Origin of the sequence: Ensifer sp. 22460, from assembly GCF_052044935.1 — a bacterium.
In the GTDB taxonomy this organism is placed as follows: domain Bacteria; phylum Pseudomonadota; class Alphaproteobacteria; order Rhizobiales; family Rhizobiaceae; genus Ensifer.
This window is the reverse complement of the sequence record NZ_JBQENZ010000010.1, coordinates 192,924-208,016: the sequence shown is the minus strand read 5'-3', so window position 1 is coordinate 208,016 and position 15,093 is coordinate 192,924. Positions and strand designations below refer to the sequence as shown.

The window sequence follows — 15,093 nt, the reverse complement described above, 5'->3', positions numbered from 1 at the left end:
GACGCCGATATCCTTGCAGGTGGCTTCGGCACAATTTCGCGGACAGCCGGAGACCGCCATCTTCAGCTTGGCCGGCGTCCACGAGCCCCACATGAACTTTTCGATGCGGATGCCGAGCCCCGTCGAATCCTGAGTACCGAAGCGGCACCAGTCGGAGCCGACGCAGGTCTTCACCGTGCGCAGCCCCTTGGCATAGGCCTGGCCGGAGACGAAGCCGGCCTTGCCGAGATCCGCCCAGACCGCCGGCAGGTCTTCCTTCTCGATGCCGAGCAGGTCGATGCGCTGGCCTCCCGTCACCTTGACCAGGGGGATATCGAACTTGTCGACCACGTCGGCGATCGCCCGCAATTCCCCGGAATTGGTGACGCCGCCCCACATGCGCGGCACCACAGAATAGGTGCCGTCCTTCTGGATATTGGCGTGGACGCGCTCGTTGATGAACCGTGACTGGTAGTCGTCGGCATATTCGTCCGGCCAGTCGCAGACGAGGTAGTAGTTGAGCGCCGGGCGGCACTTGGCGCAGCCGCAGGAGGTCTTCCACTCCAGCTCCTGCATCACGGCAGGAATGGTCTTCAGACCTTTTGCCTTGATCAGCCGGCGCACGTCATCATGGCCGAGCTCGGTGCAAGTGCACATCGGCTGGACGGCAGCGGGATTGTAGGTGTCTCCGAGCGTCAGCGACATCAGTTGCTCGACGAGGCCGGTACAGGAGCCGCATGAGGCGGACGCCTTGGTATGGGCGCGCACGTCGTCGAGCGAGGTCAGGCTCTTGGTCCCGATCGTCGAGACAATCTTGCCCTTGCAGACGCCGTTGCAGCCGCAGATTTCCGCATCATCCGGCAAGGCTGCAACGGCCGCCATAGGGTCCAGCGGCGACCCTCCCTGATAGGCCTGGCCAAAGATCAGCGTGTCGCGCATTTCGGTAATGTCGGTGCCACGCTTCATCAGATCGTTGAACCAGGCGCCGTCGCCGGTCTCGCCGTAAAGCACCGTGCCGATGATGCGGTTCTCCTTGAGCACCAGCCGCTTGTAGATGCCGGCGGTAGCATCGCGAAGGACGATCTCCTCGCGTCCGTCGCCGTCGGCGAAATCGCCGACCGAATAGAGGTTGATGCCGGTCACCTTCAGTTTTGTCGGCGTATCGGAATGGACAAAGGCGGCGCTGCGATCGCCGGCCAGGTGACGCGCGGCAACCCGCGCCATCTCATACAGCGGCGCCACCAGGCCATAGACCATGCCGCCGACCTCGGCGCATTCGCCGAGTGCCATGATGTGCCCGTCGGACGTCTGCATACCGGCGTCGACGACGATGCCGCGGTTGGTGGCAAGCCCCGCCTCCTTGGCAAGGCCGACATTCGGTCGGATGCCGACCGCCATCACGACCAGTGTCGCCGGGATGATCCGGCCGTCGTCGAGTTCAATGCCCTCGACCTTCTCCTCGCCGACGATCCGCTTGGTATTCGCTTTGGTGATGACCTTGATGCCACGCTCTTCGACCGCCCTCTGCAGCAGGTAGCCGGCGGACGGGTCGAGCTGCCGCTCCATCAGCGTCGGCATGACGTGCAGGACGGTGACGTCCATGCCGCGTGCATTGAGACCGGCTGCCGCTTCGAGGCCGAGAAGACCGCCACCGATGACGACAGCCTTTTCGCGCGACTGGGCCGCAAGCAGCATCGCCTGCACATCGTCGAGATCGCGATAGGTGATGACACCGCGCAGGTCCTTGCCCGGTACCGGAATGATGAATGGCACCGAACCGGTCGCGATCACGAGCTTGTCGTAACTCTCGGTGACGCCATGGTCGGAGGTGACGGTCTTGGCGTCACGGTCGATGGCGATGATCTTGTGGCCCTTGTAGAGCGTGATCTCGTGCTTGATGTACCATCCGTCGCCGTGGATGATGATCTGCTCGTAGTCCTTCTCGCCCGAAAGCACCGGCGACAGCATGATGCGGTCGTAGTTGACGCGCGGCTCGGCGTTGAAGATCGTCACCGCGTATCGGCCCGAGGCCTTCTCGAAGAGTTCTTCCAGCATGCGGCCCGGCGCCATGCCGTTGCCGATGATCACGAGCTTTTCAGTGGTGTGTTCAGCCATGGGATCACTCCGCAGCTTCGACGAAGCGGTGGCGCTCGTAGAGGAACTTGAGCACGGCTTCGCGGCATTTGAGGTAGGTTCGGTCGCCGGCAAGCTCGATGCGGCGGCGCGGTCGGGCGAGCGGCACGTCGAGGATTTCGCCGATGCGGGCTGATGGGCCATTGGTCATCATCACGATGCGATCGGAAAGCAGCACCGCCTCATCCACGTCATGGGTGATCATCAGCACCGTGTTGCCGAGCTCGGCATGGATCTGCATCACCTGGTCCTGCAGATGCGCGCGGGTCAGCGCGTCCAGCGCACCGAAAGGCTCGTCGAGCAGCAGCACCTTCGGCTCCATGGCAAGCGCGCGGGCGATGCCGACGCGCTGCTTCATGCCGCCGGAGATTTCGGACGGGCGCTTGTCCGTCGCATGCGCCATCTGCACGAGTTCAAGATTGCGCATCGTCCAGTCGTGGCGCTCGGCCTTGCTCTTGGTGCGCGAGAAGACCTTGTCGACGCCGAGGCGGACGTTCTCGTAGACGGTCAGCCAGGGCAGCAACGAGTGGTTCTGGAAGACGACGGCGCGATCCGGCCCCGGCTCGTCGGCAACGCGGCCGTCGAGCAGCACGACGCCGGTCGTCGCCAGCGTCAGGCCGGCGACGATGTTGAGCAAAGTCGACTTGCCGCAGCCGGAATGGCCGATGATGGAGATGAACTCGCCCCTGTCCACCGACAGCGACACCTGCTTCAGCACGTCGGTGCGCACGCCGCCGCGTTCAAAACTCTTGTCGATCAGTTCCAGCGAAAGATAGCTCTTGGTCATGGCTTTCCCCTCTCTCAAGCGGTTGCGGTGCCGCGGGTGACAACGCGGCCGACGAGGGCGATGAGGCGATCGAGCAGGAAGCCGACGATGCCGACATAGATCAGCGCGACGATGATGTCGCTGATCAGCGAGGAGTTCCAAGCGTCCCAGATGAAGAAACCGATGCCCACGCCGCCGATCAGCATCTCAGCCGCGACGATCGCCAGCCAGGAGAGGCCGATCCCGATGCGCAGGCCCGTGAAGATGTAGGGCGCCGCGGCTGGCAGCATGATCTTGGCAAAATATTCAAAGGCGTTGAGGCGCAGCACCCTCGCGACGTTCTGATAATCCTGCGGGATGTTGCGGATGCCGACAGCGGTATTGATGATGATCGGCCAGATGGCGGTGATGAAGATCACGAAGATCGCCGAGGGGTTGCCGTCTTGGAAAGCAGCCAGCGACAAAGGCAGCCACGCAAGCGGCGGCACAGTGCGCAACACCTGGAAGATCGGATCGAGCCCGCGCATGGCAAGCTGGCTCTGGCCAACCAGTGCGCCGAGCGCGATGCCGACGACCGCCGCGAGCGCATAGCCGACCGCGACGCGCTGAAGGCTCGCCGCGATGTGCCAGAAGAGCCCCTGGTCGACGCCCTGGCCGATATAGAAGGGGTGGGCGATCAGCTCCCAGCTTTCCTCCAGCACCCCGGTCGGCGACGGCAGGCTGGAATCGGGCGCCGAACAGACGACCTGCCAGGTGATGAGGATCAGCGACAGCGTGACGATGAGCGGCGCGATGTTCGCGGCACCGGCGGCGAGTCTTTCGAGCAGCGGACGACTGCTTCCGGGTTTCGCCGAGCGGGTAAAGGCGATCACGCGCGCGGCAGGTCGCGGCGCCGACGGGCCCTTGAGTTTGAGGTTGGTGACGGTCATGCCGTTCTCCTTGGTATTCGAAAGCGGATGCTGGCGGCCGGCCAGCATCGGCGATGGCTCAGGCGACGCGCGAGATCGAAAGGCTCTTGAGGTAGGCTTGCGGATCCGCGGGATCGAAGATCTTGCCGTCGAAGAATTTTTCGACGCCACGCGAGGTGGATGCCGGCACGTCGGTGACACCCAGATCCTTGGCGGCCTCACGCCAGATATCCTCGCGGTTGACCTTGGCGACGAGCGCCTTGACGTCGGTATCGGGCGCGAACTTGCCCCAGCGGATATTCTCGGTGAGGAACCAGGTATCGTGGCTCTGGAAGGGATAGGAGGCGTGATCGCGCCAGAACTTCATGAAGTGCGGGCTCTGTTCGACGACCTTGCCATTGCCGTAGTCGTATTCGCCCTTGAGGCGATCAACGATGTCCTTCGGCGGCACGTTGAACCAGCTGCGCTTGCCGACGATCTTCGCCAGTTCGTCCTTGTTCGCCATGTCGTCGCACCATTGCGCCGCCTCCTGGATCGCCATGGTAAGCGCCTTGGCAGCACGCGGATTCTTCTCCACCCAGTCGGCGCGCATGGCGAAGGACTTTTCCGGATGCTCGTTCCAGATTTCGGCGGTGTTGACGGCGGTGTAGCCGATCTTCTGGTTGACGAGCTGCTCGTTCCAGGGCTCGCCGACGCAGAAACAGTCCATGGTGCCCACCTTCATGTTGGCGACCATCTGCGGCGGCGGCACGACGATGGTTTCGACATCGCTATCGGGATCAATGCCACTGGCGGCGAGCCAGTAGCGGATCCAGAGATCGTGGGTGCCGCCGGGGAAGGTCATAGCCACCTTGGCGGCGGCACCTTCGGCCTTCTTTTTGGCGAAAGCTTCCTTGAGCGCGGATGCATCGAGGCCGACCTTGAGGTCGGCATAGGCCTGGCCGACCGAGATTGCCTGGGCATCGAGGTTGAGGCGCGCAAGGATCGCCATCGGCAGCGGCTGGTTGTTCTGAGTAACCTTGCCGGTCGAGATCAGATAGGGCATCGGCGTCAGGATATGGGCGCCGTCGATGCCGGCGCCGGCGGAGCCGAGCACCAGGTTGTCGCGGGTCGTGCCCCAGGAGGCCTGCTTGACCACCTCGACTTCGGTCATGCCGTATTTGTCGAAGAGGCCCTTCTCCTTGGCGATGATCAGCGGTGCCGAGTCGGTGAGCGCGATGAAGCCGAGCACGGCCTTGGTGGTTTCCGGCCCGGAGCCTTGCGCAAAGGCACCGGATGGGAAGGCCGACTTGACCGCGCCGAAGAGCGCAACGGTCGCGGTGGTCTTCAGCAGGCTTCGGCGGGTCAGACCGCCGGTCGAAAACTTGGTCATGCGCAGGTTCCTCTGCTGGCCGGATAACGGACATAAAAAAACGCCGCTCGGTGCTTGCGTCCGGGATCGGGAGGAACCCTCGGAAAACAAAAACCTTGCGACGTCGGTGTCGTTGGCAAACGCGATCTGGCGTTTGAGATAGCTTCAATCGCCGTTGACCGAAGCATTTCTAGAAAAGCAAGGGCCGTGCCAGTTCGCCGCCACGCCCCTTAGTGGTTTGAATTCAAATCGTAATTTCCGGATGCAGATGCGGCGCCCATAAATGCGCCTATTGTAGACTCTGCTGAATTATTGTGCGGTGCACATATTCCGCATCGGGATTCTGCACAAACATGGTGCGCCATCCTCAACCCTCCTGCTCGACCGAAACGCTCTCCGCCAAAGCGCGAACGGGGAAAGTGCGAACATAGGCCCCGATATCTGCGGGATCGAAAACGTGCCCATCCATGAAGCGTTCGCCCGGCCTCTCGCCTTCGACACGAATAGCGGGAGCGGCGGGAGCGGCGGCCCCGCCGAGCGCCTGGCGATAGAGGTCGGGGCGATAGGCGGCAGCCGCCAGCGCCTGCATCTCGGGCGATAGCCGCACTTGCCCCCAGCGCGCCATCTGGCTGTAGATCCACAGTGCCTGGACGGGACGAGGGTAGTTGGCGTGGTCGCGATGAAAAACGAAGTAGTCGTCGATCACTCGCCTGTTGCCGGCCGCATCGATGGCGAACTCTCCGGCGAGAACCCGGCGGATGATTTCGACCGGGGCACCGATGTAACGGGGGGCGGCAAGCAGTTCGGCAAGCGTGCCGCGATTGTCCGGCTCATCACACCAGCGCGCCGCCTGGTCGAGCGCCACGAGCAGGCGCGATACGGTCTCGGCATTGCTGTCCGCCCACTCCGGCCGCATGCCGATCACCTTTTCCGGCGCCAATGGCCAAATGTCCTGCTTGGCGGCGACGATGCGCCCGAGCCCACGCTCGGAGGCCACCATGTTCCAGGGCGCGCCGACGCAGAAACCATCGATGGCGCCGGCGGCAAGGGCATCCGAGGTTAACGGCGGCGGTACCACCACAAGCTTGACGTCGCGGTCCGGATCGATGCCGCCTGCGGCAAGCCAGTAGCGGACCTCGTAATTGTGCGAGGAGAAGGGATAGGTGACGCCGAGCCTTGGCGCCGCCTCGCCGCTTTGGCGCATGCGGGCAAGCACCGCGGCGAGCGCACGCGCATGGGCGAGCGCATCCTCTACTTCGCCAAGGGCGCCTTCCTCCTGCATGCGGGCGAAGAGCCGATTGGAAAGCGTGATCGCATTGCCGCCACGCCCGAGCGAGAAAGGGGCGATCGTCGGCGAGGGATTGGAGCCGAGGCCGAGCATGGCGGCCACCGGCATCGGCGAGAGCATGTGGGCTATGTCGAACTGACGAAAGGCGAGGCGGTCGCGCACATTGGCCCAGGAGACGTCCTTGACGAGATCGAGCGTCAGCCCCTCCTTGCGAGCGAAGCCGAGTTCCGCCGCCACGATCAGCACGGCGGCATCGACCAGCGGAATGAAGCCGGCTCGGATCGTCCGTGCCCCCTCGCCGCCCAGTCTCACCGGCGCCGGCAGCCCGTCGCCCACCGCCGCGCCGGGTCGCGAATTGTCGATGGTCGTCATGATGTTCACTCCGGTGTCTCCTTCCGACAGCATCGGAAACCGCGCTCTCACATCAGCAGGCCCGCGGCCGTGACCACGCTCTGCGCGATCTCCGACATCTTCTTCTTTTCGTTCATCGCCGTCTGGCGCAGCAGCGCGAAGGCCTCGTCTTCCGAAAGTCCGCGCATCTTCATCAGGATGCCCTTGGCGCGCTCGATCACCTTTCGCTCTTCCAGCGCCGATTTCGCGTCGGCGAGCTCGCGCTGCAGCCGGCTGAAGGCGTTGAAGCGGCTGACGGCCATGTCGAGGATCGGTTTGACGCGTTCCTTCTTCAGCCCGTCGACCACATAGGCGGAGACGCCCGCCTCCACCGCCGCCTCTATCGACGCCGTATCGGAGCGGTCGACGAACATGGCGATCGGCCGCCCGACGGTGCGGGTGAGCTGGAACAGATGCTCCATCATGTCGCGGTTGGGGTTTTCGATATCGATGACGATGACATCGGGCCTGAGCGTGTCGATGGTGCGCGCGACGCCCTGGACCTCGTGAATGACCGTGACCTTGCGATGGCCGGCCTCATGCAAGCCTTCCTCGATGATCGAGGCGCGGATGGCGTTCTCGTCAATCACGAGAATGGTGAGGTCCCGGTGTGTCATCGCTCGATCATGATGCAGCGCAGCATTTTTCGCAACAGGATTTGCCTATTGTTTTGACATTTGTATTATATGCATAAAATTTAGGCGAATCGCCAATCGATTGGGCGAGGTTCGCGACGATAGCGGGATGCGGTCGGACGATGTAAAAGACGTGGGAGCAAAAGGATCGGCGCGCGGATGGCAAAGGGTCAGTTCAGGATGCTGCGCAGCGCTACCGCGGGCATTGACGCGGTGGAGGCGGAAACGCGCCATTCCTTCGCCCGCCATACCCACGAGCAATTCGGCATCGGCCTCATCTACCAGGGCGCCCAGAAATCGCTCAGCGGCCGCGGCATGGTCGAGGCCGGCGCCGGCGACCTGATCACCGTCAACCCCGGCGAGGTGCACGACGGCGCACCGATCGGTGACGCCGGCCGTTCCTGGCGCATGCTCTATTTCGATCCTTCCGTCATTGCCACCGCCGCCGAGGATATCAGCCAGGGCCGCTCGGACGCTGGAGAATTTGCCTTACCGGCTTTTAAGGACGCCGAAGCGGCAAACCAATTCCGGGCACTGTTCACGGCGATCACCGGTCCCAAAGCACAGGATGAGACGATCCGGCGCGAGGAGCGGCTTCTGCTGCTGCTTGCGAGCGTTCTTGCCACCGGCAGACCCCAGCACCACGAAAGACCGGCAACCGTCACCGCTGCAAAAACGATGATCGACGACGATCCGACGGCGACGATCACGCTTACCGACCTCGCCGTCGAAGCAAAGCTCAGCCGCTTCCAGCTCGTGCGCAACTTCGCGAGAGCGGTCGGCCTGACGCCGCATGCCTATATCGTCCAGCGCCGCATCGATCTCGCCCGCCGACTGATCGGCGCAGGCACACCGCTGGCAGAGGCCGCATTCGCGGCCGGCTTTGCCGACCAGAGCCACATGACGCGCGTCTTCGTCAGTAAATACGGCCTTTCGCCCGGCATCTATGCCGAGGCCAGGCGGTAGCACCCGCAATTCCGTTCAAGACCCGCCTCCACCTCCGGCGCATTGCTCGACCTGCGCATCGACAAGCGCGGCACTGCAACGGAGAACGGACATGTCGGAAAAATTTCAGGGCTATCTCTATCTGTCGCTGGCGATGATCCTCGTCGGCAGCACGGTGATCGCCAGCAAGATCATCGCCGCCGGGCTTGCGCCCTTCACCGCGACGGCCATGCGCTTCGCCATCGCCTTCCCGCTGTTCCTGCTGCTGAAGTGGATCACCGAGACGCCGTGGCCGAAACTCGGGCGGCGCGACTGGCTGATCCTCATCGCCCAGGCGGGTGCCGGTAGCGTCGGCTACACCACCCTGCTGATCGCCGGTCTCAGCCTGACGTCCGCAACCGACGCAGGCGTGGTGATCGGGACCCTGCCGATCGTTTCCGCCGCAATCGCCATCCTGCTTCTCGGCGAGCGCCCCGACCGCCGGATGCTTGCGGCGATCGCGCTCGCCGCTGTCGGCGTGCTGACCATCGTCTTCAAGCCCGGCGAAGGCGCCGCGCACTCCCCGTTCGGCATCGCCCTCATCTTCGGCGCCGTCATCTGCGAGGGCCTGTTCATCCTCATCAACAAGCGCGTCAGGGCCGAGATCTCTCCGCTTGCCCTTTCGACGCTGATGGCAGGTCTCGGCCTCGCCGTCGCCCTCATCCCCGCGCTCTTCGAGGCACCTTCGGCCGCACGGATCGACAAGGGCGCGATCGTTGCGGTTCTCTACTATGCGCTCATTCCGACGGTGGCGGGCTTCGTGCTCTGGTATGCCGGCTCCGCACGGGTGAGCGGCACCGAGGCTTCCGTCTTCACAGCGCTGGCGCCCGTCTCCGCCGTGCTCTTTGCCTTTCTTCTGCTCGGCGAGCCGGTCGGCACTCACCAGTTGCTTGGGATCGGCTGCGTGCTCGCCGCCGTACTTGGCCTGACCGTGCCCCAGATCCGCGCCAGCCGAAGGACAGCGCGCGCCTTTCAGGCAGGGAAGGCTTGAGCCAGAATGAACGCATCTAATCCGAGGGCCTCCATGCACTTCCAACACGCAGACGATATCTGGCGCGACTTCCCGGAGCTCAACGTCGGCGCACTCTTCATCGACAACGTACGCAGCGAAGTTTCGGTCGAGGACCATGTTCGCCGCTTCCAGGCGATCGCAGAGGACCGCCTCGGCGCCGGATCGGAAAGCGATCTGCCGGAAATCCAGGCATGGCGCCGAACCTTTGCCAGGATGGGGCTGAAGCCGACACAGTATCGCTCCGCCTCCGAGGCGCTGCTCCGGCGCTTCCGGAAAGAAGGCAGCCTGCCGGCGATCCATCCGCTGATCGATCTGTGCAACGCCGCCTCGCTCGCCTCCGCGATTCCCATCGCGGTCTTCGACCTTTCGAACGTCAGCGATTTTCTGCACGTCCGCCGCGCGGTCGGCAACGAGACCTATCTGACCTTCGCAGACGAAACGGAAAACCCGGAACCCGGCGAAGTGATCTTCGCGGATGCCGAAGGACGGGCCCATGCCCGGCGCTGGACCAACCGGCAGAGCGGCCATTCGGCGATCCGGCCGCAGACGGCGCATGCGCTGATCGTTGCCGAAGCCATGCACGAAACGGCGCGAGAGGACGTCGCGCGTTTGATGACTGCGCTTTCGGAAGCGATCTCTGCAGCTTGGAGCACTCGCCCGAGCATGGCCATGCTGGATCGCTCGTCACGGCGTTTCGATTTTTCGATTTAGGGAAGTCGTTCCGACACGGCGCGGCAGGCGCCGGAAAACCGGCCGATGCCTCAGGCACCGGCCGGACGAGAAATCGATCACGCCGCCTTGGCGACGTGATACTCCTTGATCGCGACCATCTTAATCGCCGGATAGCGTTCCGCCTCGTAGCGCAGCGAGAAGCTGTCCTGCGCCAGGAACACCGGGTCGCCATCGAGGTCGCGGGCGATGTCGCCGCGACGGGCCGTGACGAACTTGTCGAGTTCGGCAGGCTGATCAGCCGAGATCCAGCGGCAGACCGAGAAGCGCGACATTTCGAAGGAAACCGGCAGGCCGTATTCGGCGCTGAGGCGCTCCTTCAACACGTCGAGCTGCAGCGCGCCGACGACGCCGACGATTGCCGGCGAGCCGTCTTCGGGCGAGAAGAGCTGCACGACGCCCTCTTCCGCCATCTGCTGCAGCGCTTCCTTCAGCTTCTTGGCCTTCATTGCATCTTCCAGACGCACGCGGCGCAGGATTTCCGGCGAAAAATTCGGCACGCCCTGGAACACCAGCGACTCGCCCTCGGTCAGCGTGTCGCCGATCCGGAGCGTGCCGTGGTTGGGGATACCGACGACGTCGCCGGCATAGGCGGTGTCGGCGAGCTGGCGCTGCGACGCGAAGAAGAACTGCGGGGCACTGAGGCCCAGCTGCTTGCCGGTGCGCGACAGCCGCGCCTTCATGCCGCGCTCCAGCTTGCCGGAGCAGACGCGGGCAAAGGCGATGCGGTCGCGATGGTTCGGGTCCATGTTGGCCTGGATCTTGAAGACGAAGGCCGTCATCTTGTCGTCGGTGGCGTGCACCGTGCGGATATCCGCCACCTGGTCACGCGGCGGCGGCGCGATGTCGCCGAGCGCGTTGATGAGATCGCGCACACCGAAGTTGCGCAGCGCCGAACCGAAGAAGACCGGCGTCAGGTGGCCTTCGAGGAAAGCCTTCTTGTCGAAGGGCTTGCAGGCCTCGATCGCCAGCGTCAGCTCGTCGGTGAAGGCGTCGCGCTCGTTCTCAGGCAGCCGGTGGGAAGCCATTTCCGGACCGTTGACCTTGGTCGGGATTTCCTGCGTGTCGGAGCCGCGCACGGTGTCGTGGGCGAGATTGTAGGAGCCGCAGAAGGTCTTCGAGCGGCCGATCGGCCAGGTCACCGGCGCGCAGTCGAGCGCCAGCTTTTCCTCGACCTCGTCCAGGATCTCGAAGGGATCGCGGCTTTCGCGGTCCATCTTGTTGACGAAGGTGATGATCGGGATGTCGCGCATGCGGCAGACTTCGAAGAGCTTCAGCGTGCGCGGCTCGATACCCTTGGCGGCGTCGATGACCATGACAGCGGCATCGACCGCCGTCAGCGTGCGGTAGGTGTCGTCAGCGAAGTCTTCGTGACCGGGTGTGTCGAGAATGTTGAAGACGTTGCCGCCATATTCGAAGGTCATCACCGAGGTGACGACCGAGATGCCGCGCTCGCGCTCGATCTTCATCCAGTCCGAACGGGTCTGGATGCGATCCTTCTTGGCCTTGACCTCGCCGGCGAGCTGGATGGCGCCGCCGAACAGCAGCAGCTTTTCGGTGAGAGTGGTCTTACCGGCGTCCGGGTGGGCGATAATCGCAAATGTGCGGCGGCGGGAGACCGCCTCGGCGAGAGTTTCAGCCATGTCGTAGAATCCTGTGAGTTGCCGCGTCCTTTACAGGCTCGGCCCCGATTATGCAATTGACCGAGGCGCCCGCCGCCCGGCTTATGCGGTCATGAGCACGCACCCCTCCGTTTCCCGCCCGACCCTCAACCTCGTTCGCCTGCCGCATGGCGAAGGCCTCGAGCTGCCCGCCTATGAGACGGCAGGCGCCGCCGGCATGGATTTGCGCGCAGCCGTTCCCGGCGATCGGCCGCTCATGCTCACCCCGGGCAAACGCGCCCTCGTTCCGACCGGCTTCATCTTCGAGGTCCCCGTGGGCTATGAAGCGCAGATCCGCCCGCGCTCGGGCCTTGCCTTCAAGCACGGCATCACCTGCCTCAACACCCCCGGCACCATCGACAGCGACTATCGCGGCGAGGTGAAGGTGCTGCTCATCAATCTCGGTGACGAAGACTTCCTCATCGAGCGCGGCATGCGCATTGCCCAGATGGTGATCGCGCCGGTCACGCAGGTCACCGTTCGCGAGAGCGACAATGCCAGCGAGACGACGCGCGGCGCCGGCGGCTTCGGCTCGACCGGGGTTTAATCTACGCAATTCCGGACGGAAAACCGCTTCACACTTTTCCTGGAATTGCTCTCTTAAATTAACGGCGGCAAGCGGCGCTTGACCGGCGAAGACTTGACGATCGAGGTGTTGGTTTGCGCCTTCTCGGCGATCCGGTCGAGGATCGTGTCCAACTGCGCCATGTCGCGCACGAAGAGCTTGGCGATGAAGCAATCGTCGCCGGTGACCTTGTCGCATTCAACGATTTCGGGCGTGTCCTGGATTAGCCGCTCGACGATGTGCAGCATGCCCGGCATCGGCCGCACGCGGATGACCGCCTGCAGGGGATAGCCGACTTTCTGGGGATTGAGAGCGATGGTGAAGCCATCGAGAACGCCGCGCTCTTCCAGCTTGCGCAGACGATCCGCAGCACTCGGCGAGGAAAGGCCTGCCTCCTGCGCCAGCTCCTTCAGCGATACCCGGGCATTGGCTGCCAGAATGTCTAGGATCCGTCGGTCAATCTCGTCCAGCATCACGGCACCATAAGTCATTGCAACAAACAGAACTTCGATAATTAGGCAATCTAACACAATTGCCTTCGTTCATCCATGGGAAAGGCTGCAAGCACCGGCTATTCTCCGATCACCAACATGGAGCGGCGAACATGAATACCGAACTCAAACGCGGCAGCATCGAGATGACAGCCGCGATGCTGATTTCCGGAACCATCGGCTGGTTCGTGCTGAAGTCGGGGCAGCCGGTGACGAGCGTCGTCTTCTGGCGCTGCGTCTTCGGCGCCGTGACACTCGTCGGCATTGCCTGGTTTCTCGGTCTGTTCGACCGCCGCCACTTCAGCCGACGGATGCTGCTGCTTTCGATCGTCGGCGGCGTCGCAATCGTCGTCAACTGGCTGCTGCTCTTCGCCGCCTATTCCCACGCGTCGATCTCGATCGCGACGATGGTCTACAACACCCAGCCCTTCATGCTCTTGGGGCTCGGCGCGCTGTTCCTCGGCGAGAAGATCACGGCCACCAAGATCTTTTGGCTGTCGGTCTCGTTTGCCGGCATGCTGGCGATCATTTCGGCCAAACCCGGCCACGGCTTCGCGCCGGAAAGCTATCTGATCGGCGTAGCACTTTCGATCGGCGCGGCCTTCTTCTACGCGATCGCAGCGATCGCGACGAAGCTGCTCAAGGGCACGCCGCCGCACCTGATCGCGCTGATCCAGGTGATCACAGGCACCCTGATGCTGGCGCCGATGGCGCTCGCAGCGCCCGCCCCGTCTGGTACCGGGCAATGGACGATCCTGGTCACGGTCGGCATCGTCCACACGGGACTGATGTATGTGCTGCTCTATGGCGCGATCCAGCGGCTGCCGACGCATATGACCGGCGCGCTCTCCTTCGTCTATCCGATTGCCGCCATCGTCGTCGATCGCATCGCCTTCGGCCATCAGTTGCAACCGATCCAGATCCTCGGCTCGATCGCCATCCTCATTGCCGCCGCCGGCATGAATCTCGGCTGGAAACTTCGCCTGCCCTCTTCTATCAAGCGGGAGCGCGAAGGGAGAGCCGCATGATCACCTGCTATCTGAAATACGTCATCGACCCTTACAAGGCCGCCGAGTTCGAGCACTATGCCAAGCTCTGGATTCCGCTCGTCAATCGCCTCGGCGGCACGCATCACGGCTATTTCATGCCGCATGAAGGGGCGAACAACATCGCGCTCGCGCTCTTCAGTTTTCCGAGCCTTGCGGCCTATGAAAGCTACCGCCAGGAAATGGCCGCGGATCCGGAATGCCAGGAAGCCTTCGCCTATGCCGAGAAGACGCGCTGCATCGTCAGCTATGAGCGCAGCTTCATGCGGCCGGTTTTCGAGTGAGCAGTTCCAGGAAAAGTGTGAAGCGGTTTTCCGTCCGGAATTGCGTCACCTGAAAGAACGTGAGCGCGGATTAACGCCGCGCCTCCGATGCCATGCTCAGCGCAAAGCCGAAAAGCGCCGTACCCATGGCCCAGCGCTGCACCACCATGAACAGCGGCCGCCCGGCGAGGAAGGCCGCGATGCCGCTGGCGGCAAGCGCGATCATCGCGTTGACGGTAACGCTGGTCATGATCTGGATCGACCCGAAGACCAGCGACTGGCCGAGCACATTGCCGAGTTCCGGCCGGATGAACTGCGGCAGCAACGAGAGATAGAGCACCGCCACCTTGGGATTGAGCAGGCTCGTCAGAAACCCCATGACGAACAGCTTCTTCGGCCCGTCCTTCGGCAGATGGCGGACCTGAAACGGCGAGCGGCCACCCGGCCGCACAGCCTGCCAGGCGAGATAAAGAAGGTAGCCGGCGCCGGCAATTCTCAGCGCATCATAGGCAAAGGGAACGGCGAGAAGCAGCGCGGTGATGCCGAGTGCGGCCGAAATCATGTAGACGACGAAACCGAGCGCCACGCCGCCGAGCGAGATCAATCCGGCGCCCGGCCCCTGGCTGATCGAACGCGAGATCAGGTAGATCATGTTCGGCCCCGGCGTCAGCACCATGCCGAGTGCAAGGAGGGCAAAGCCGATGATATCTTTCAACTCGGGCATTGAGAGGCGCCTTTCGCTCGTTTTCTGCAAGCTCTACCGATCCCGCGTCGGCGGACAACGCCAGACTTGTCACCCGATCAATTTTGTCGTCAGGCGCCCATCGGTCGTCGTTCCTTGATTTCCCTTTTTTGTCCGTCTGCGCTAGAAATCGGCATCGCCACCGGAAGG

Annotated in this window: 15 protein-coding genes; 6 read left to right on the top strand and 9 right to left on the bottom strand. The window is 63.4% G+C overall.

The features are described 5' to 3' along the window. The 6 genes from nirB to ACTJKM_RS15375 form a co-directional block, all read right to left on the bottom strand. On the bottom strand, positions 1-2,094 hold a 2,094-nt coding region (gene nirB / locus ACTJKM_RS15400), incomplete at its 3' end, for a nitrite reductase large subunit NirB (protein WP_440660557.1). Positions 2,095-2,098: 4 nt separating this feature from the next. Continuing rightward, entirely contained in the window at positions 2,099-2,899 is an 801-nt protein-coding gene (locus ACTJKM_RS15395; protein WP_058326260.1) for an ABC transporter ATP-binding protein, read from the bottom strand. Between the two features lie 14 nt (positions 2,900-2,913). After that, positions 2,914-3,807 (bottom strand): nitrate ABC transporter permease, encoded by an 894-nt coding sequence (gene ntrB / locus ACTJKM_RS15390; protein WP_082663437.1) that lies wholly within the window; start codon positions 3,805-3,807, stop codon positions 2,914-2,916. Between the two features lie 58 nt (positions 3,808-3,865). Continuing rightward, entirely contained in the window at positions 3,866-5,158 is a 1,293-nt protein-coding gene (locus ACTJKM_RS15385) for a CmpA/NrtA family ABC transporter substrate-binding protein (protein WP_058326259.1), read from the bottom strand. Between the two features lie 346 nt (positions 5,159-5,504). Beyond that, positions 5,505-6,806, bottom strand: coding sequence for a CmpA/NrtA family ABC transporter substrate-binding protein (locus ACTJKM_RS15380; RefSeq protein WP_425986052.1), 1,302 nt, complete (start codon positions 6,804-6,806; stop codon positions 5,505-5,507). 38 nt (positions 6,807-6,844) lie between these two features. After that, complete coding sequence (locus ACTJKM_RS15375) at positions 6,845-7,432, bottom strand: ANTAR domain-containing response regulator (protein WP_058324614.1); 588 nt, start codon at positions 7,430-7,432, stop codon at positions 6,845-6,847. A gap of 177 nt (positions 7,433-7,609) precedes the next feature. On the opposite strand from ACTJKM_RS15375, the gene ACTJKM_RS15370 reads away from it, so the two are divergent. From ACTJKM_RS15370 to ACTJKM_RS15360, 3 genes are all read left to right on the top strand, one after another. Then, positions 7,610-8,416 (top strand): AraC family transcriptional regulator, encoded by an 807-nt coding sequence (locus tag ACTJKM_RS15370; protein ID WP_058324613.1) that lies wholly within the window; start codon positions 7,610-7,612, stop codon positions 8,414-8,416. A 91-nt stretch (positions 8,417-8,507) separates the two neighbouring features. Beyond that, complete coding sequence (locus ACTJKM_RS15365; RefSeq protein WP_058326258.1) at positions 8,508-9,425, top strand: DMT family transporter; 918 nt, start codon at positions 8,508-8,510, stop codon at positions 9,423-9,425. Positions 9,426-9,458: 33 nt separating this feature from the next. Continuing rightward, positions 9,459-10,157, top strand: coding sequence for a B3/B4 domain-containing protein (locus tag ACTJKM_RS15360; RefSeq protein WP_058326257.1), 699 nt, complete (start codon positions 9,459-9,461; stop codon positions 10,155-10,157). A gap of 77 nt (positions 10,158-10,234) precedes the next feature. Here ACTJKM_RS15360 and ACTJKM_RS15355 read toward each other — a convergent pair whose 3' ends face one another. Beyond that, the gene (locus ACTJKM_RS15355; RefSeq protein WP_058324610.1) at positions 10,235-11,818 is read right to left on the bottom strand and encodes a peptide chain release factor 3; all 1,584 of its coding nucleotides are present in this window, start codon (positions 11,816-11,818) and stop codon (positions 10,235-10,237) included. 91 nt (positions 11,819-11,909) lie between these two features. On the opposite strand from ACTJKM_RS15355, the gene dut reads away from it, so the two are divergent. Continuing rightward, on the top strand, positions 11,910-12,383 hold the full coding sequence (dut, locus tag ACTJKM_RS15350) for a dUTP diphosphatase (RefSeq protein ID WP_058324609.1): 474 nt from the start codon (positions 11,910-11,912) through the stop codon (positions 12,381-12,383). A 53-nt stretch (positions 12,384-12,436) separates the two neighbouring features. Here the strand turns inward: dut and ACTJKM_RS15345 are convergent, their stop codons facing one another. Continuing rightward, positions 12,437-12,874 carry an Lrp/AsnC family transcriptional regulator gene (locus tag ACTJKM_RS15345; protein WP_057248242.1) on the bottom strand — a complete coding sequence of 146 codons (438 nt, stop codon included), beginning with the start codon at positions 12,872-12,874 and terminating at the stop codon, positions 12,437-12,439. 131 nt (positions 12,875-13,005) lie between these two features. On the opposite strand from ACTJKM_RS15345, the gene ACTJKM_RS15340 reads away from it, so the two are divergent. Together ACTJKM_RS15340 and ACTJKM_RS15335 are read left to right on the top strand one after the other, a co-directional pair. Further along, positions 13,006-13,920: a DMT family transporter gene (locus ACTJKM_RS15340; protein WP_058326256.1), complete on the top strand. Its 915-nt coding sequence runs from the start codon at positions 13,006-13,008 to the stop codon at positions 13,918-13,920. Then, a complete protein-coding gene (locus ACTJKM_RS15335; RefSeq protein ID WP_057247940.1) occupies positions 13,917-14,222 on the top strand; it encodes an NIPSNAP family protein in 306 nt (101 codons plus the stop codon). The genes ACTJKM_RS15340 and ACTJKM_RS15335 overlap by 4 nt, the downstream gene beginning before the upstream one ends. A gap of 70 nt (positions 14,223-14,292) precedes the next feature. Here ACTJKM_RS15335 and ACTJKM_RS15330 read toward each other — a convergent pair whose 3' ends face one another. Beyond that, positions 14,293-14,925: a LysE family translocator gene (locus ACTJKM_RS15330; protein WP_058324607.1), complete on the bottom strand. Its 633-nt coding sequence runs from the start codon at positions 14,923-14,925 to the stop codon at positions 14,293-14,295. Between the last annotated feature and the right edge of the window lie 168 nt (positions 14,926-15,093).